The sequence below is a fragment of the Streptomyces sp. NPDC053427 genome, from assembly GCF_044544985.1.
Taxonomy (GTDB): domain Bacteria; phylum Actinomycetota; class Actinomycetes; order Streptomycetales; family Streptomycetaceae; genus Streptomyces.
This window is the reverse complement of sequence record NZ_JBITYA010000001.1, coordinates 454,633-475,311: the sequence shown is the minus strand read 5'-3', so window position 1 is coordinate 475,311 and position 20,679 is coordinate 454,633. Positions and strand designations below refer to the sequence as shown.

At 73.0% G+C, this 20,679-nt stretch carries 1 protein-coding gene; it reads right to left on the bottom strand.

Going from position 1 to position 20,679, the window contains the following annotated elements; all coding sequences use genetic code 11:
- Positions 1–136: 136 nt before the first annotated feature.
- A complete protein-coding gene (locus ACIGWZ_RS01650; RefSeq protein WP_400059678.1) occupies positions 137–20,599 on the bottom strand; it encodes a type I polyketide synthase in 20,463 nt (6,820 codons plus the stop codon).
- Between the last annotated feature and the right edge of the window lie 80 nt (positions 20,600–20,679).

Genomic DNA, 20,679 nt, shown 5'->3' with positions numbered 1-20,679 from the left:
CTACGAGGTCTTCCCCTGCCGGGCTTCCGCCGCGTCGCAGCACTGGGCGCCGCCGAGTTGTTCGGCGGCGCCCAGTTGCGGTGCTCGAGTCGCCCGACGGTGTACGGGAGCTACCGGTGCGGGCCGGTTCTTCGGGTCAGGAGAGGCCGATTTCGTTGTCGAGGAGGTCGAAGACCTCTTCGTCGGAGGCGGACTCGAAGTCGAAGTCCTGGTCGGACCGGGACTCGTCGTGCCCGGCCGCCGCGGAAGTGTCCCGCAGGGCGTCCCACTTTGCCCTGAGGACTTCCAGGCGGCCGGCTATCTGCTCGTGGATCTCCTCCGTGATCTCGAGTCCGCCGAAGGTCTTTTCCATCCTTTCGAGTTCGCCGAGGAGTGCCTCCGGACCGGAGGACGGCTCGGGTGCGATCCGGGCATGAAGGTGGTCGACGAGTTCCCCCGGCGTCGGGAAGTCGAAGAGCAGAGTCGCCGGCAGGCGGACTCCCGTGAGGTCACTCAGGCGGTTGCGGAGTTCGACCGCGGTCAGGGAGTCGAAACCGAGGTCCAGGAAGGCGCGGTCCTGGTCGATCTCCGTACCTCCGGCGTGCCCGAGGACCGCAGCGACCTGGCCGCCTACGGCGTCCAGTACGACCTCGCGTCCCTCTGCCGCCGACAGGCCGGCCAGGCGCTGAGCGAAGCCGGCCGCGGCGTCGCCGACCTTCGTGACCGCCGCCGCGCGCCGACCCGGGGTACGGATCAGGCCGCGCAGCAGCGGCTGGGGCTCGCCCTGCTTCCGCAGCGCCGCGAGGTCCAGGCGGACGGGGAGGGCCGTGGGCTCGGTGGTTCCGAGCGCGGCGTCGAAGAGGGCCAGGCCTTCCTCGGTGGACAGCGGTGGCATGCCTGAGCGGGTCATGCGCTGGAGGTCGGCTTCGGTGAGGGTGCCGGTCATGCCGCTGTCCTGCGACCACGGACCCCACGCCAGCGATACCGCCGGCAGACCCGCCGCATGACGGTGCTGCGCCAACGCGTCCAGGAAAGCATTGCCCGCCGCATAATTGGCCTGACCCGCGCTGCCGAAGATACCTGCCACGGACGAGAACACCACAAAGGCGTCCAGGCCCGCATTCTTGGTCGCCTCGTGCAGATGCCAGGCCGCATCCACCTTCGGGCGCAACACCGCCGCCAGCCGCTCCGGAGTCAGCGACTCCACCACACCGTCATCCAGCACACCGGCCGTATGCACCACAGCCGTCGGCGCATGACGAGCAATCAGATCGGCCACGGCCACCGCGTCCGTCACATCGCACGCCTCGACCACAGCTTCCGCGCCATGCTGTGCAAGTTCGGCGACGAACTCCCCGACACCTTCCGCGGCCGGGCCGCGCCGGCTCACCAGCAGCAGACGCCGCACCCCGTGCTCGGTCACCAGATGCCGGGCGACAGTACGGCCCAGGCCACCGGTACCACCAGTGATCAAAACCGTGCCCGACGGATCCCAACTCATCGCGTGCTGGGACCGGGTCCGGGCCAGCCGGGCAGCCAACACCTCGCCCCCGCGCACCAACAACTCCGGCTCGTCCATCGCGAGCCCCTGCGCCAGCACGGCCACCTCAACGTCACCATCCAGATCCACCAGACCGAAACGACCCGGATTCTCCGACAGCGCCGACCGCACCAGACCCCGGACAGCAGCGGCAGCCAGATCCGCACCGGACACCGCCCCCCGCGTCACGAACACCAGGCGCGAAGAGGCGAACCGCTCATCGGCCAACCAGGACTGGATCACCTCCAGCGCCCCCACCGCCGCAGTGTGGACGGACTCCACCGTGCCGGCGGCCCCGGTGGCGGGCGGGACGAGCACGATGTCGTGAGCGTCTGCCTCCGCGAGGTCGTCGAGATCCGCGTGGGGCCGGAGCGAGAGTCCGTCGAGGATGCCCCCGGCGTCCTTGCCGAGCATGGCGAGGGAGTCCGCGGACTCGCCTGTGAGGTGGATGCCGGTCCAGTCGACCTTGAACAGGGAATCGCGGTCGCCGGTCGACAGCTGCCCGGCGGTGATCGGACGCACGGTCAGGGTTCGCACCGAGGCCACCGGCGCGCCGGTGGTGTCCGCGAGGGCGATCGACGTGCCGTCTTCGGTGGGACGGATGCGGACCCTCACTCGGGAGGCACCGGACGCGTGCAGGGACACCCCGCTCCACGAGAAGGGGACGCCCCCCTCGTCCGCTCCCCCGCCACCCAGTAACGCCGCGTGCAGCGCCGCGTCGAAGAGCGCCGGGTGCAGTCCGTAGGCGTCGCCGTCCGTGCCCTCGGGAAGACCGACCTCCGCATAGACGTCATCGCCCGCCTTCCAGGCCGCCCGCAGGCCCTGGAACACCGGACCGTAAGCGAACCCCGCATCCGCGAACCGCTCGTAGCAGTCCGCCGTGTCGAGCGGCTCGCCGCCCTGCGGGGGCCACACCGCGGCATCGAACGACGGCGCCGCCTCGGCGGCCGGGGCCAGGGCGCCACTGGCATGCAGCGTCCACGGCGCCTCTCCGTCACGCGCGTGCACCGACACCGGCCGGCGGCCCTCGTCATCGGGCTCGCCCACCCACACCTGCACCTGGACCGCGCCGCCCGAGGCAGGCAGCACCAGCGGCGCAGCAAGCGTCAGCTCCTCCACCACACCGCAGTCCACCTCGTCGGCCGCCCGCAGCACCAGTTCCAGCAGCGCCGTGCCGGGCACCAGCACGGACCCCAGGACGACATGGTCCGCCAGCCACGGATGCGAGGACACCGAGAGCCGTCCGGTGAACAACAGGCCGCCCGAGCCCGCCAGTTGGACCGCGGCACCCAGCATCGGATGCCCGGCCGAGTCCAGGCCCGCGGACCGCACATCGCCCGAGCGCACCGCCCCGCCCGACGGCCAGAACCGCTCGCGCTGGAACGCGTACGTCGGCAGATCCACCCGCCGCGCACCCGTACCGGCGAAGACGGCGGACCAGTCGACGGGCACGCCATGGGCGTGCAGTCGTGCCACCGCCGTGAGCAGTGCCGACACCTCGGGCCGGTCCTTGCGCAGGACGGGGGTCAGTACCGACTCGTCCGCGGCGGACTCCGCGGCGAGCGCGGAGAGGGCGCCGTCGGGGCCGAGCTCCAGGTACGCCGAGACGCCCTGCGCTTCCAGCGCGCCGATCCCGTCGGCGAATCGTACGGCCTCGCGGACGTGCCGGACCCAGTACTCCGCGGAGCACAGCTGTGCCGCGGTGGCAGGCTCGCCGGTGACGTTCGAGACCACGGGGATGCGTGGCGCGCCGTACGTCATGCCGTCGGCGACGGCGCGGAAGTCGGCGAGCATCGGTTCCATGAGGGGCGAGTGGAAGGCGTGCGAGACGCGTAGCCGGGTCGTCTTACGGCCCTCGGCCTCGAAGTGCGCCGCGACGGCGAGCACCGCGTCCTCGACACCGGAGACCACCACCGACGACGGACCGTTCACCGCCGCGATCGACACCTCCGGCGTCAGCTGCGGAAGGACCTCCTCCTCCGTCGCCCGGATCGCCACCATCGCACCGCCGACGGGAAGTTGCTGCATCAGCCGGCCACGGGCCGCCACCAGCGCACAGGCATCCGGAAGGGAGAAGACACCCGCCACATGCGCCGCGGCGATTTCGCCGACGGAGTGTCCCAGCAGCTGGTCCGGGCGCACTCCCCACGACTCCAGCAGGCGGAACAGCGCCACCTCGACCGCGAACAGGGACGCCTGGGTGTACGCGGTCCGGTTCAGCGGCTCCGGGTCCTCGCCCCAGACCACGTCCCGCAGGGGGCGGTCCAGGTGCTCGTCCAGGCCGGCACACACCGCGTCGAACGCCTCCGCGAAGGCCGGATAGCGGTCGTACAACTCCCGTCCCATGCCGAGTCGTTGAGACCCCTGTCCCGAGAACAAGAGTGCAAGCTTGCCCGAACGGGCCCGGTCCTGCGCCACGACGGCCGCCTCGCTGCGGCCCTCGGCCAGGGCGGACAGCGAGCGCAGCAGGTCCTCCCGGTCCGCGGCCAGGAGCACCGCGCGGTGCTCGAACGTCGAGCGGCCCGTCGCCAGCGAGTAGGCGATATCCGTGACCCGCGGACCCGGCTCACCGTCCAGTCGGGAGAGCAGCCGCGCTGCCTGGGCCCGCAGCGCCGACTCGGTCCGGCCCGAGAGCGGCACCGGTACCGGCGCCCCGGTCGTGCCGTCCTCGGCGGTGTCCGGTTCGGCGGCGTCGGCGTCCGGTTCGGGCTGTTCCAGGATCACGTGCGCGTTCGTACCGCTGATGCCGAAGGAGGAGACACCCGCGCGCCGCGGCCCGTTCCCCTGCGGCCACTCTGCCGCGGAGGCCAGCAGCTCGACGGCACCGGCATCCCAGTCCACGTGCGCCGACGGCGCATCGACATGCAGCGTCCGCGGAAGCACACCGTGCCGCATCGCCAGCACCATTTTGATGACACCCGCGACACCGGCGGCCGCCTGCGCATGACCGATGTTGGACTTCACCGAACCCAGCAGCAGCGGGCGGTCCTGCGGCCGCTCCTGTCCGTAGGTGGCGAGCAGCGCCTGGGCCTCGATGGGGTCGCCCAGCTTCGTGCCGGTACCGTGCGCCTCCACCGCGTCGACATCCGCCGCCGACAACCCCGCACTCGCCAACGCCTGCCGGATCACCCGCTGCTGCGAGGGGCCGTTCGGCGCCGTCAACCCATTCGACGCACCGTCCTGATTCACCGCACTGCCTCGCACGGTCGCCAGGATCCGGTGCCCGTTGCGGCGGGCGTCGGACAGGCGCTCCAGCACCAGGATTCCGGCGCCTTCGGCCCAGCCGACGCCGTCGGCGGTGTCGGCGAACGCCTTGCAGCGCCCGTCCGGGGAGAGCCCGCCCTGGCGGGAGAACTCCACGAAGGTCAGCGGTGTGGACATCACGGTCACACCGCCCGCGAGCGCAAGGGAGCATTCGCCCTGGCGCAACGACTGCGCAGCCAGGTGCAGGGCGACCAGCGACGACGAGCACGCCGTGTCGACCGTGACGGCCGGTCCCTCGAAGCCGAAGGTGTAGGAGACCCGGCCCGAGGCGACACTGCCCGCGCTGCCGCTGCCCTGGTAGCCCTCGAACTCGCGCCCGGAGAGCAGCGTCGAGTAGTCGTGGTACATCACGCCGGCGAAGACGCCCGTACGGCTGCCGCGCAGGGTGGCCGGGTCCATACCGGCGCGCTCCAGCGCCTCCCAGGTCGTCTCCAGCAGCAGCCGCTGCTGGGCGTCGGTGGTCAGGGCCTCTCGGGGGCTCATCCCGAAGAACTCGGGGTCGAACTCCGCCGCGTCATGGAGGAAGCCACCGGAGCGTGTGGCGATGGCGCCCGCCCGCTCGGGGTCATCCGTGTCCTCGATCTCCCAGCCTCGGTCGGTGGGGAAGTCCGAGACGGCGTCCACGCCGTCGGACACCAGCCGCCACAGGTCCTCGGGCGAGGCGACGCCGCCGGGTAGACGGCAGCTCATGCCGACGATCACGACCGGGTCGTCCGTCAGGGACGGGAGGGCGGACACCGGGACCGGCGTCCGGGTCTCCGTGCCGAGCATCTCCGCGTCGAACAGCTCGTCCAGGAGGTGGCCCGCCAGGGCGTCGGCCGTCGGGTAGTCGAACACGGTCGTCGCCGGGAGCCGCAGTCCGGTGGCCCTGCCCAGCAGGTTGCGGAATTCGATCGCGGTCAGGGAGTCGAAGCCGAGGTCCTGGAAGGCCCGGTTCGGGTCGACCGTCTCCGGGCTCGCATGGCCCAGGACCGCCGCGATCTGGGCGCGGACGACATCGAGCAGCGCCTCGCGCCGCTCCGCCGTGGACAGCCCGGTCAGGCGCTGCACGATGCCGGATGCCGCGACGGCGCCGGAGCGGCGGGTCCGCGTACGGATCAGGCCGCGCAGCAGCGGCTGGGGGTCACCCTGCTGCCGTAGCGCCGCGAGGTCCAGGCGGACGGGGAGGGCCGTGGGCTCGGTGGTTCCGAGCGCGGCGTCGAAGAGGGCCAGGCCCTCTTCGGTGGACAGCGGTGGCATGCCCTGGCGGGCGATGCGCTGGAGGTCGGCTTCGGTGAGGGTGCCGGTCATGCCGCTGTCCTGCGACCACGGGCCCCACGCCAGCGATACCGCCGGCAGACCCGCCGCATGACGGTGCTGCGCCAACCCGTCCAGGAAAGCATTGCCCGCCGCGTAATTGGCCTGACCGGCACTGCCGATCGTGCCCGCCACGGACGAGAACACCACGAAGGCGTCCAGGGCCGCGTTCTTGGTCGCCTCGTGCAGATGCCAGGCCGCATCCACCTTCGGACGCAACACCGCCGCCAGCCGCTCCGGAGTCAGCGACTCCACCACACCGTCATCCAGCACACCGGCCGTATGCACCACAGCCGTCGGCGCATGACGAGCAATCAGATCGGCCACGGCCACCGCGTCCGTCACATCGCACGCCTCGACCACAGCTTCCGCGCCATGCTGTGCAAGTTCGGCGACGAACTCCCCGACGCCCTCCGCGGCCGGGCCGCGCCGGCTCACCAGCAGCAGACGCCGCACCCCGTGCTCGGCCACCAGATGCCGGGCGACAGTACGGCCCAGGCCACCGGTACCACCAGTGATCAAAACCGTGCCCGACGGATCCCAACTCATCGCATGCTGGGACCGGGTCCGGGCCAGCCGGGCAGCCAACACCTCGCCCCCGCGCACCAACAACTCCGGCTCGTCCGTCGCGAGCCCCTGCGCCAGCACGGCCACCTCGACGTCACCATCCAGGTCCACCAGGCCGAAACGACCCGGATTCTCCGACTGCGCCGACCGCACCAGACCCCGGACAGCAGCGGCAGCCAGATCCGCACCGGACACCGCCCCCCGCGTCACGAACACCAGACGCGAAGAGGCGAACCGCTCATCGGCCAACCAGGACTGCACCATCTCCAGCGCCCAGGCGGTCGCGACGTGTACGGACTCCACCGTGTCGGCGGCGCCGGCGGGCGGCGACACCAGGACCGTCCCGGGCATGGCCGCCCCCGTCAGGGACGCCAGATCCGCGAAGGTCCGCAACGGCTCGCCCTCCGGACCGGTGCCGAGCTCGACGCGCTCGTCCGTGAGCGGGATCGGGACCCAGTCGACCGTGAAGAGGGCGTCACGGTCGGCGGCCTGCAACTGCCCGGCCGAGAGCGGACGCACCACCAGCGACTCCACGGAGGCGACCGGCGCACCGGAGGTGTCCGCGATCGCGACCGACATGCCGTTGCCCTCGGCGCGGATGCGGACGCGGAGGTGGGAGGCTCCGGAGGCGTGCAGGGACACTCCGGACCACGCGAAGGGGACGCCGCCCGCTTCCACGCCGCCCAGTGCCGCCGCGTGCAGAGCGGCGTCGAAGAGCGCGGGGTGCAGACCGTAGCCGTCGCCGTCCGTGCCCTCCGGGAGCCGCACCTCGGCGTAGATGTCGTCGCCGAGCTTCCAGGCCGCTCGCAGGCCCTGGAACACCGGGCCGTAGGTGAGTCCGGCGTCGGCGAGTTCCTCGTAGCAGTCCGCCACTTCCCACGGCTCCGCGTGCTTCGGAGGCCATACGGCGACATCGAAGGAGGCCGCTTCGGCCCCCGTGGTCACCGCACCGCTGGCGTGCAGCGTCCAGGGGCCCTCGGCCGCACGCGCATGTACCGACGCCGAGCGGCGACCCGCACCATCCGGCTCCCCCAGCCACACCTGCACCTGCACACCGCTGCCCGACGTGGGCAGGACCAGCGGCGCGGCCAACGTCAGTTCCTCCAGCAGGTCACAGCCGACCTCGTCGGCCGCCCGCAGCACCAGTTCCACCAGCGCCGTGCCGGGCACCAGCACGGACCCCTGCACGACATGATCCGCCAGCCACGGATGCGAGGACACCGACAACCGCCCCGCGAACAACAGGCCGCCCGAGCCCGCCAGTTGGACCGCGGCACCCAGCATCGGATGCCCGGCCGAGTCCAGGCCCGCGGACCGCACATCGCCCAAGCGCACCGCCCCGCCCGACGGCCAGAACCGCTCGCGCTGGAACGCGTACGTCGGCAGATCCACCCGCCGCGCACCCGTACCGGCGTACAACGCCGCCCAGTCCACGCTCGCGCCCCGGACGTACAGCTGCGCCAGGGCGCCCAGCAGGGCCATCTCCTCGGGCCGGTCCTTGCGCAATACGGGGGCGAGTACGGCGTCGTCCGGTAGCGACTCCTGTGCCAGCGCCGACAGCACACCGTCCGGGCCGAGTTCGAGGAAGCGCGTCACCCCCTCTGCGTGCAGGGTCCGTATCCCGTCCGCGAAGCGCACGGCCTCGCGGACGTGCCGGACCCAGTAGTCGGCCTGGCCCAGCTGTTCGGGCTCGGCGAGCCGGCCCGTCAGGTTCGACACGACGGGGATCGTCGGGGTGCCGAAGGACAGCCGAGCCACCACCGCGCGGAAGTCGGCCAGCATCGGTTCCATGAGGGGCGAGTGGAAGGCGTGCGAGACGCGTAGCCGGGTCGTCTTGCGGCCCTCGGCCTCGAAGTGCGCCGCGACGGCGAGCACCGCGTCCTCGACACCGGAGACCACCACCGACGACGGACCGTTGACCGCCGCGATCGACACCTCCGGCGTCAGCTGCGGAAGGACCTCCTCCTCCGTTGCCCGGATCGCCACCATCGCACCGCCGACGGGAAGTTGCTGCATCAGCCGGCCACGGGTCGCGACCAGCGCGCAGGCATCCGGAAGGGAGAAGACACCCGCCACATGCGCCGCGGCGATTTCACCGATCGAATGCCCCGTCACGAAGTCGGCGCGCACGCCCCACGACTCCGCCAACCGGTACAGCGCCACCTCGATCGCGAACAACCCGGCCTGGGCATACGCGGTCCGGTTCAGCGCCTCCGCGTCCTCGCCCCAGACCACGTCCCGCAGGGGGCGGTCCAGGTGCTCTTCCAAGCCGGCACACACCGCGTCGAACGCCTCCGCGAAGACCGGATAGCGGCCGTACAACTCCCGTCCCATGCCGAGTCGTTGAGACCCCTGACCCGAGAACAAGAAGGCCGTCTTTCCCGCACCGGACGGGCCGTCCACCAGACCGGCGTCGGCCTCGCCCACCGCGAGCGCGGACAGGGCCAGCACGAGTGCGTCGCGGTCCTGACCCCACACCACCGCACGGTGGGGGAAGCTCGACCGTCCAGTCACCAGTGAGTGGCCGATGTCCCGCGCGGAACGGGCGTCGCGGCCGGCGACGAGGGGCAGCAGGCGTGCCGCCTGGCCGCGCAGCGCGGCCTCGTTCCTGCCGGAGAGCACCCACGCCAGCGCGCCGGGCTCGGTCACCGGGGTGTCCGGTGCGGTGTCTGCGGCGTCCGGTTCGGGCTGTTCCAGGATCACGTGCGCGTTCGTACCGCTGATGCCGAAGGAGGAGACACCCGCACGCCGCGGCCCGCTCCCCTGAGGCCACTCGGCCGCAGTGCTCAGCAGCTCGACGGCACCGGCACTCCAGTCCACGTGCGCCGACGGCGCATCGACATGCAGCGTCCGCGGAAGCACACCGTGCCGCATCGCCAGCACCATCTTGATGACACCCGCGACACCCGACGCCGCCTGCGCATGACCGATGTTGGACTTCACCGATCCCAACAGCAGCGGACGGTCCTGCGGCCGCTCCTGCCCGTAGGTGGCCAGCAGCGCCTGCGCCTCGATGGGGTCACCCAGCGCCGTGCCGGTACCGTGCGCCTCCACCGCGTCCACATCCGCCGCCGACAACCCCGCACTCGCCAACGCCTGCCGGATCACCCGCTGCTGCGAGGGACCGTTCGGCGCCGTCAACCCATTCGACGCACCGTCCTGATTCACCGCACTGCCCCGCACGGTCGCCAGGACCCGGTGCCCGTTGCGGCGCGCGTCCGACAGGCGCTCCAGCACGAGCATGCCGACGCCCTCGCCCCAGCCGACACCGTCGGCCGCATCCGCGAACGCCTTGCAGCGCCCGTCCGCCGCCAATCCGCGCTGGCGGGAGAACTCCACGAACGTCGTCGGTGTGGACATCACCGTCACACCGCCCGCGACCGCCAGCGAGCACTCGCCCAGGCGCAGCGCCTGGGCCGCCAGATGCAACGCCACCAGCGACGACGAACACGCCGTGTCCACTGTCACCGCCGGACCCTCGAAACCGAAGGTGTACGACACCCGACCCGAGGCGATGCTGGCCGCGCTGCCGTTGCTGCGGTAGCCCTCGAACTGGTCGCCGACGAGGAGGTCTTCGTAATCGGTGTACATCACGCCCGCGAAGACACCGGTCCGGCTGCCGCGCAGCGACGCCGGATCGATACCCGTCCGCTCGATGGCCTCCCAGGTCGTCTCCAGCAGCAGCCGCTGCTGCGAGTCCGTCGCCAGCGCTTCCCGGGGGCTCATCCCGAAGAACTCGGGGTCGAACTCCGGCGCCTCGTGGAGGAATCCACCGGAGCGGGCGTACGAGGTACCGATGGCCTCGGGGTCCGGGTTGTAGAGGGTCTCCACGTCCCAGCCGCGATCGGTGGGGAAGTCGGACACCGCGTCCACGCCCTCGGACACCAGCCGCCACAGGTCGTCGGGCGAGGCGACGCCGCCCGGGAAGCGGCAGCTCATGCCGACGATCACCACCGGGTCGTCGGCCGCCCCCGCCGGTGACGGCACCCGCGCCGGCAGCTCGGCCGCCTCCTCCGCGCCGAGCAGCTCGTCCAGCAGGAAGTCGACCAGCGTGCCCGCCGTGGGGTAGTCGAAGACCGCGGTGGGCGAAAGACGCATGTCCGTCGCCTTGTTGAGCCGATTACGCAGCTCGACCGCGGTCAGGGAGTCGAAGCCGAGGTCATGGAAGGACCGGTCCGGGTCGACCGTCTCCGGGCTCGCGTGACCCAGGACTACCGCGATCTGGGCGCGCACCAGGTCCAGGAGCACCTCGCGGCGTTCCACCGTGCCCAGTCCGCTCAGGCGTCCCACCAGGCCGGCGACCACGGCCGAGCCTGAGGCCACCGAACGCCGGGCGCGGGACCTGATCAGGCCACGCAACAGGGGAAGAACCTCCTCCTGCTCGCGTAACGCCGCCAGGTCGAAGCGCACGGGCAGCAGTTGCGGGTCGCCGGTCGCCAGTGCGGCGTCGAAGAGGGCCAGGCCTTCCTCGGCGGACAGCGGTGGCATGCCCTGGCGGGCGATGCGCTGGAGGTCGGCCTCGGTGAGGGTGCCGGTCATGCCGCTGTCCTGCGACCACGGACCCCACGCCAGCGAGACCGCCGGCAGACCCGCCGCATGACGGTGCTGCGCCAACGCGTCCAGGAAAGCATTGCCCGCCGCGTAATTGGCCTGACCGGAACTGCCGATCGTGCCCGCCACGGACGAGAACACCACGAAAGCATCCAGACCGGCATTCCTGGTCGCCTCGTGCAGATGCCAGGCCGCGTCCACCTTCGGACGCAACACCGCCGCCAGCCGCTCCGGAGTCAGCGACTCCACCACACCGTCATCCAGCACACCGGCCGTATGCACCACAGCCGTCGGCGCATGACGAGCAACCAGATCGGCCACGACCGCCGCGTCCGTCACATCGCACGCCTCGACCACAGCGTCCGCGCCATGCTGTGCAAGTTCGGCGACGAACTCCCCGACACCTTCCGCGGCCGGGCCACGCCGGCTCACCAGCAGCAGACGCCGCACCCCGTGCTCGGCCACCAGATGCCGGGCGACAGTACGACCCAGGCCACCGGTACCACCAGTGATCAAAACCGTGCCCGACGGATCCCACACGCCCCCGGCACCGGCCCCGGGAGCGTCCCGCCGAACCACCCGGGCCAACCGCGCAGCAAGCACCTCCCTGCCACGCAGCAACAGCTGCGGCTCCTCCGACACCACCACCCGTGGCAGTAACGCCACGTCGGCGTCGCCCTCGACATCCACCAGCCCGAAACGGCCCGGATGCTCCGACTGCGCCGACCGCACCAGACCCCACACCGCTGCACCCGCGAGATCCGCACCGGACACCGCACCGCGCGTCACGAACACCAGACGCGAAGAGGCGAACCGGTCATCGGCCAACCAGGACTGGATCACCTCCAGCGCCCCCGCTGCCGCAGCATGGACGGACTCCACCGTGCCGGCGGAATCGGCCGTCACCGGCACCAGCACCGTGCCGGTCGCACGGCCGGATGCGGCCAGCGAGTCCAGGTCCGCGTGGTACTCGACCAGGTCCGCGCACCACTCGGCCGTGGAGCCCGCGGGGAAGCCGATCGCGGCGACGGTCTCCGTGGCCGTGGCCGGGGCCAGGCGTACGGGGTTCCACTGGAGGCGGAACAGCGCGTCGCGGCCGACCAGGTTCGGGGCGCTCTCCCACTGGTGCGCGGAGACCGCCCGCAGGACGAGTGCGCCGATGGAGGCGACGGGGCCGCCCGAGGTGTCGGCGACGTCCACGGACACCGTGTCGCCGCTGTGCCGGGTGACCCGGACCCGGACCGCCGCGGCGCCGGAGGCGTGCAGCGCGACGCCCTCCCAGGAGAAGGGCACGACCTGCTCGTCGATTCCGTTGAAGGTGACGACGTGCAGGGCCGCGTCCAGCAGCGCCGGGTGCAGGCCGTAGGCAGGCGCGTCGCCCTCGGCCACGGCGGGCAGGGCGACCTCGGCGAAGACCTCGTCGCCTCGGCGCCATGCGGTGCGCAGGCCCTGGAAGTGCGGGCCGTAGTCGAATCCACGGTCGGCCAGGCGCGGGTAGAAGTCGGTCAGATCGACGGGCTCGGCATCGGCAGGCGGCCAGGGCGCCGAGGCGAAGTCGGAGTCGAAGGCGGAGGCGGCGGCAGTCGGCTGCGGGCCGGTGGCGAGTACGCCGGTGGCGTGCTGCACCCACGGGCGGTCGCCGTCGCCCTCCGTCCTGGAGCGCGCGCTGAAGGTGCGGCGGCCCGCCTCGTCGGCGGGGCCCACGCGCAGTTGGAGCTGCACGCCGCCGTGCTCGGGCAGGACGAGCGGGGCGGTCAGGGTCAGCTCGTCGACGCGGTCGCAGCCCGCCTCGTCCGCGGCGCGGACCGCGAGTTCGACGAATGCCGTGCCCGGCAGCAGGACCGAGCCCATGACGACGTGCCCGGCCAGCCAAGGGTGGGTGGCGAGCGACAGGCGCGTGGTGAACAGCACACCGTCGCCGTCGGGCAGTTCCACGGCGGCGCTCAGCAGGGGGTGCCCGGCCGCTTCGAGACCGACGGCGCCGATGTCGCCGGTACGGGTGCGGTCGGGGGTCGGCCAGAACCGCTGGTGCTGGAAGGCGTACGTCGGCAGGTCGAGGGCGCGGGCGTCCCGGCCGGCGAGGAACGCGGCCCAGTCGATCTCGGCGCCGTGCACATGCAGGTGGGTCAGGGCCGCGAGGAGGGTCGCCTCCTCGGGGCGGTCCCGGCGCAGGGCGGGGACGAGGACGGTCTCCTCGGGAGCGCTCCGGCCGGCGGCGTCGCCGTCCGGCAGCGACTCGCGCGCCATGGCCGAGAGCGTGCCGTCGGGGCCCAGCTCCAGGAAGCGCGTCACGCCCTGCGCGCACAGGGCGCGGATCCCGTCGGCGAACCGTACCGCCGCGCGGACGTGGGTCACCCAGTACTCGGGGGTGCGCAGCTGGTCCGGGGTGGCGAGTTCGCCGGTGACGTTCGATACGACGGTCAGCTCCGGCTCACCGTAGGACAGGCCCTCGGCGACGGCTCGGAAGTCGGCCAGCATCGGGTCCATCAGGGGCGAGTGGAAGGCGTGCGAGACGCGGAGCCGGGTCGTCTTGCGGCCCTCGGCCTCGAAGTGCGCGGCGAGCGCGTGCACGGCGGCCTCGGTGCCGGAGACCACCGTGGCCTGGGGGCCGTTCACGGCGGCGATCGCGACGTCCTCGGTCAGGCGCGGGCGCACCTCCTCCTCGGTGGCCCGGATCGCGGCCATCGCGCCGCCGGCGGGCAGGGCCTGCATGAGCCGCCCGCGCGCCGCCACCAGCGTGCAGGCGTCGGCCAGCGAGAACACCCCGGCAACGTGCGCGGCGGCGATCTCGCCGACGGAGTGTCCGGCCACGTACTGGGGCCTGACCCCCCAGGACTCCACGAGCCGGAACAGGGCCACCTCGACGGCGAACAGCCCGGCCTGGGCGTGGACCGTCCGGTTCAGCGCCTCCGCGTCCTCGCCCCAGACCACGTCCCGCAGGGGGCGGTCCAGGTGCTCGTCCAGACCGGCACACACCGCGTCGAACGCCTCCGCGAAGACCGGATAGCGGCCGTACAACTCCCGTCCCATGCCGATGCGTTGTGCGCCCTGGCCGGAGAAGAGGACGGCGTCCCGGCCGGTGTGGGCCGTGCCCGTGTCCACGGCGGGGTCGGCCTCGCCCGCGGCCAGTGCGGTCAGGGCCCGCAGGGCTGCGTCGTGGTCGTGGGCGCGGACGGCCGCGCGGTGGGCCAGGGCCGTGCGGCGCGTCGTCAGCGTGTAGGCGACGTCCGTGAGCCGGGGCGCGGGCTCGTGGTCGAGGCGGGAACGCAGCCGGGCCGCCTGGGCGCGCAGGGCGCTCGCGCTCTTGGCGGAGAGCAGCAGCGGTGCCGGCCCGTCGGGCGCGGTGGACGTTCCGTCGGGGACGGTGGCGGGCGCTTCGGGTTCGGTGGCCGAGGGCAGTTCCAGGACCACGTGTGCGTTGGTGCCGCTGATGCCGAACGCGGAGACGGCGGCGCGTCGCGGGTGGCCGGTCCGGGGCCAGTCCGTGTTCTCGGTGAGCAGCTCGACCGCGCCCGCGGTCCAGTCGACGTGTCCGGTGGGTTCGTCGACGTGCAGGGTGCGCGGCAGCATGCCGTGGTGCATCGCCAGCACCACCTTCATCACGCCCGCCACACCGGCGGCGGCCTGGGTGTGCCCGAGGTTGGACTTCACCGCGCCCAGCAGCAACGGGCGGTCCTGCGGCCGCTCCTGTCCGTAGGTGGCCAGCAGCGCCTGGGCCTCGATCGGGTCGCCGAGCGTGGTGCCCGTACCGTGTGCTTCCACGGCGTCGACCTCGGAGGCGGACAGCTGGGCGTTGGCCAGGGCCTGGCGGATCACCCGCTGCTGGGACGGGCCGCTGGGGGCGCTCAGGCCGTTGGACGCGCCGTCCTGGTTGACGGCCGAGCCGCGGACGACGGCGAGCACCTGGTGGCCGTTGCGGCGGGCGTCGCTGAGCCGCTCCACCAGCAGCAGGCCGACGCCCTCGCTCCAGCCGGTTCCGTCGGCGGCCGCCGCGAACGGCTTGCAGCGGCCGTCGGGGGCCAGCCCGCGCTGTCGGGCGAACTCCACGAAGGAGGACGGCGTGGACATCACCGTGACGCCGCCCGCGACCGCCAGTGAGCACTCGCCCTGGCGCAGCGACTGCGCCGCCATGTGCAGGGCCACCAGCGAGGAGGAGCACGCCGTGTCGACGGTGACCGCCGGGCCCTCGAAGCCGAAGGTGTAGGAGACCCGGCCCGAGACGACGCTCATCGCGTTGCCGGTGAGCCGGTGTCCGCTTGCTTCGTCCTGTGCGGTGTCCAGGACCGTGCCGTAGTCCTGGGTGTTGGTGCCCGCGAAGACGCCGGTTGCGCTGCCGCGCAGGGACTCCGGGTCGATACCTGCCTGTTCGAGCACCTCCCAGGTGGTCTCCAGGAGCAGCCGCTGCTGCGGGTCCATGGCGAGGGCCTCGCGCGGCGAGATGCCGAAGAAGTCGGCGTCGAAGCCGGCCACGCCGTCGAGGAAGCCGCCGCCGCGGGCGTAGCTGGTGCCCTGGTGGTCGGGGTCGGGGTGGTAGATCCGGTCCAGGTCCCAGCCCCGGTCGGTGGGCATGGGGGTGATGGCGTCGCCGCCCTCGGCCAGCAGCCGCCACAGGGCCTCGGGTGAGTTCACGCCGCCGGGGAAGCGGCAGGCCATGCCGACGATCGCCACCGGTTCGTCGAGGGCGGCGGCCGATGCCCGTACGACGGTGGCGGGCCCGGCCGCGCCCAGGACTTCCGAGCGCAGGTAGCCGGCGACCGCGACGGCGGTGGGGTGGTCGAACAGCAGGGTGGCGGGCAGTTGCAGGCCCGTCGCGACGGAGAGCCGGTTGCGCAGATCGACCGCCATCAGCGAGTCGAATCCCTGCTCGCGGAAGGCGCGTTGGGCGTCCACGGTGTCCGGTGAGGGGTGTCCGAGGACGTGCGCGGCCTCTTCCCTGACCATGGTCAGGAGTGCCTGCTGCTGTTCGGCGGGCGGCAGTGCTCCGATCCGGTCGCGCAGGGGGGAGCGTTCCCGGCGTGGGCCGCCTGCGGGGCCGAGTGCGCGGCGCGCCTCGGGCAGGTCGCCGATGAGGGGGCTGGGGCGGACGGCGGTCAGGGCGGGGGCGTAGGCACTCCAGTCGATGTCGGCCACGGTCAGGTGCGTCATGCCCTGGTCGAGGGCCTGATGCAGGGCGGCGAGCGCGGGGGCGGCGGCCATGGGCAGCAGTCCGTCGCGGCTCATCCGGTCGGCGGCGTCGCTGTCCGTGGCCATGCCCTGGCCCGCCCAGGGGCCCCAGGACACGGAGGTGGCCGGGAGTCCCCGCCGGTGACGGTGTTCGGCGAGGGCGTCCAGGTAGGCGTTGGCGGCGGCGTAGTTGGCCTGTCCGGCGTTGCCCAGGACGCCGACGATCGAGGAGAACAGCACGAAGTGGTCCAGGTCCAGGTCCTGGGTGAGTTCGTGCAGGTTCCGCGCGGCCCGTGCCTTGGGGCGCAGTACGGTCTCGAAGCGCTCGGGGGTGAGCGCGTCCAGCACGCCGTCGTCCAGCACGCCCGCGGCGTGGAAGACGCCGGTCAGCGGCAGGTGCGGCGGGATGTCCGCGAGGACGGCCGCCAGGGCATCGCGGTCGGCGGCATCGCAGGCGGCGAGGGTGACCTCGACGCCCCGGTCGGTGAGTGCGGCCGCGAGTTCCGGTGCGCCGGGGGCCTGCGGGCCGCGGCGGCCGGTGAGCACGAGGTGCTGGGCTCCGGCGTCGGCCAGCCAGTGGGCGAGGTGCGCGCCGAGGGCGCCGGTGCCGCCGGTGACCAGGACGGTGCCGTGGGTGCTCCACCGGGGGTCGGAGCCGCCGGGTGTGATCCGCTCCAGGCGGCGGGCGAAGGCCCCGGCCGGGCGGATCGCGACCTGGTCCTCCTCGGAGGCGAGGGCGCTCAGCAGCGCGGAGACGGCCCGGCCGTCCAGGTTCTCGGGGAGGTCGACGAGCCCGCCCCAGCTCTGCGGGGACTCCAGCGCGGCCACCCGGCCCAGGCCCCATGTCTGGGCCTGTACGGGGCTGCTGAGTTCCTCGTGCCGGTCGACGGCCACGGCGCCGCGGGTCAGGCACCACAGCGGTGCCTGGATTCCGGCGGTCTCCAGGGCGCGCATCAGCGTGGTGGTGGCGGCCAGGCCGCGTGGCACGGAGGGCAGGTCCGGGTGGGGTCGCTCGTCGAGGGCCAGCAGGGAGAGCACGCCGTCGACGGGGGTGTCGGGCCGGGTGAAGGTGTCGCCGGGTTCGTCGGTGCCGGGCAGTTCCCGTACGTCGGTGCCCAGGCCCTGCTCGCGCAGGGCGTCCAGGAGGCGGACGGTCCAGGGGTCGTCGGTGCGGCCGTCGGGCAGGACGACGAGCCAATGCCCCTGGGCGGCGGGCCCGTCGGCGGCGGGGCGCGGGGTCCAGTGGGTGCGGTAGCTGAAGCGGTCCGCGGCCGCCTGTGTTCTGCGCTGCTTGCGCCAGGAGGAGAGGGTGGGCAGGAGGCTGCCGAGGGAGTCCGCATCGCTGCCGTCGATGGCCAGGACGGCCGACAACTCCTGGAGGTCCTCGCGTTCGACGGCCGCCCAGAATCCCGCCTCGCCCGCCTCGCCGGCGGCCGCCTGCCCCGCGTCGTGTTCGGCCGGGTCCAGCCAGTACCACTGGCGTTGGAAGGCGTAGGTGGGCAGTGCCGCGCGAGGGGCGCCCCGGGTGTCCAGGCAGGCGGTCCAGTCGACGCGGGTGCCGTGCGCGAAGGCGGTGGCGACGCCTTCGGTGAGGGCGGGTGCTTCGGGGCGGCCGGTCCGCAGGAGGGAGACCAGGACCGGGGGAACGGGCTCGTCGAGGGTGGTCAGACAGTCCTGGACCATGGGGGTGAGGACGCCGCCGGGGCCGATCTCCACGAAGGTGGTGACGCCCTCGGCTTCGAGGGTGCGCACCGCGGCGCAGAAGCGGACCGCTTCGCGGACCTGACCGACCCAGTAGTCGGGTGAGCGCAGTTCCTCATCGGTGGCGAGCGCGCCGGTCACCGTGGACACCACGGGGATGCGGGGGGCATGGAAGGTCAGCCCGCGGGCGACGCGCCGGAAGTCCTCCAGCATGCCGTCCATGTGCGGGGAGTGGAAGGCGTGGCTGACCCGCAGCCGCTTGGTGCGGCGGCCCTGCGCCTCCCAGTGCGCCACGATCTCGGTCACGGCCTGTTCGTCGCCCGAAATGACGGTGGAGTCGGGCCCGTTGGCGGCCGCGAGGGCGACGTGGTCCTCGTGGCCCGCGAGCCGGTCGCGGATCTCCTCCTCGGTGGCCTGGATCGCCACCATGGCGCCGCCTTCGGGCAGCGCCTGCATGAGGGTGCCGCGCGCGGCGACCAGCCGCGCGGCGTCCTGGAGGGTCAGCACGCCGCTGACGTGGGCGGCGGTGATTTCGCCGATGGAGTGGCCGGCGACGAACCGGGGTGCCACGCCCCAGGATTCGACGAGCCGGAACAGGGCGGTCTCCAGGGCGAAGAGGGCGGCCTGGGTGTAGGCGGTCCGGTCGAGCAGGGCGGCCTCGGCGCTGCCTTCGTCGGCGAAGACGACGTCGCGCAGCGGCCGGTCCAGGTGCGGGTCGAGCTCGGCGCACACCGCGTCGAAGGCGGCGGCGAACTCGGGGTACGCGGCGTGCAGTTCGCGCCCCATGCCGGCGCGCTGGGAGCCCTGACCGGCGAAGAGGAACGCGCTGGTCGTTCTGGCCGCGACGCCGCTGACCAGCCCGGGGGCGCTACGGCCCGCGGCCAGCGCGTCCAGGCCCCGCAGGAACGCCTCCCGGTCGTCCGCGACGACCACCGCGCGGTGTTCCATGAGGGTCCGGGTGTCCACGAGGGCGTGCGCGACGGCGGCCGGTTCGAGGTCGGCACGGTCCCGTATGTGGCGGCCGAGGCGTTCGGCCTGGGCGCGCAGGGCCGCTTCGGTGCGGGCGGACAGGATCCAGGGCAGCGCGCCCGGCCGGGCGGCCGGTTCGGGGGCCGGCTCGGGGGCCGGCTCGGGGGCCGGCTCGGTCTCGTGGGCGGGCGCCTGTTCCAGGATGACGTGGGCGTTGGTGCCGCTGATGCCGAAGGAGGAGACGGCGGCGCGGCGGGGCCGACCGGTGCTCGGCCAGGGCTCGGGCTCCGTGAGGAGCCTGGCGTTGCCCTCGCTCCAGTCGACGTGCCCGGTGGGGTCGTCCAGGTGCAGGGTCTTGGGCAGTTGCCCGTGCCGCATCGCCAGGACCATTTTCATCACGCCCGCGATACCGGCGGCGGCCTGGGTGTGCCCGATGTTGGACTTCATGGCGCCGATCAGCACGGGCCGGTCCGCGGGACGCTGCTGCCCGTACGTGGCCAGCAGGGCGTGCGCCTCGACGGGGTCGCCGAGGGTGGTGCCGGTGCCGTGCGCCTCCACGGCGTCGATGTCCGGGGCGGCGAGGCCCGCGCCGGTCAGCGCCTGGCGGATGACGCGTTGTTGCGAGGGGCCGTTGGGGGCGGTCAGGCCGTTGGACGCGCCGTCCTGGTTGACGGCCGAGCCCTTCAGTACGGCGAGTACGGGATGGCCGTGGCGCACGGCGTCACTGAGCCGCTCGACGAGCAGCAGGCCGACGCCCTCGCTCCAGCCCGTCCCGTCGGCGGCCGCCGCGAACGGCTTGCAGCGGCCGTCGGGGGCCAGGCCGCGCTGCCGGGAGAACTCCACGAACATCTGCGGCGTGGACATCACGGTCGCGCCGCCCACCAGGGCCATGGCGCACTCGCCGCGCCGCAGCGCGTGCGCGGCCAGGTGCAGGGCGACCAGCGACGAGGAGCAGGCCGTGTCCACGGTCAGTGCGGGGCCTTCCAGGCCCAGGACGTAGGAGATCCGGCCGGAGGCGATGCTGATGTGGTTGCCGGTCAGCAGGTGTCCGCCGACCTCGTCGGCGCGGCGGCCCCCTTCGGCGTCGTACCCTCCGTGGCCGGTGCCGACGAAGACGCCGGTGCGGCTGCCCGCGAGGGATTCCGGGGCGATGCCGGCCCGCTCGACGGCTTCCCACGCGGTCTCCAGCAGCAGTCGCTGCTGGGGGTCCATGGCGAGCGCCTCACGCGGCGAGATCCCGAAGAAGGCGGGGTCGAACTCGCCCGCTTCGTGCAGGAATCCGCCCTCGCGGGCGTAGGCGGTCCCCTGGTGGGCCGGGTCGGGGTGGTAGAGCGCGTCCAGGTCCCAGCCACGGTTGCGGGGGAAGGGGGAGATCGCGTCGCCGCCGTCGCGCAGCAGTTCCCAGAGCTCTTCCGGCGAGCGGACGCCGCCGGGGAAGCGGCAGGCCATCGAGACGATCGCGATCGGCTCTCGCTGCTTCGCCTCCGTCTCGTCCAATTGCTGACGAGTCTCGTGAAGGTCTGCGATCGCGCGCTTGAGGTACTCGCGCAGCTTCTCCTCGTTCGACATCAGGACGCCAATCGTTCGGTGGAATGCCGGACTTGGGGGAACAGAGCGTCGACACGCACGTCCGACCGGTTGCCCACCAT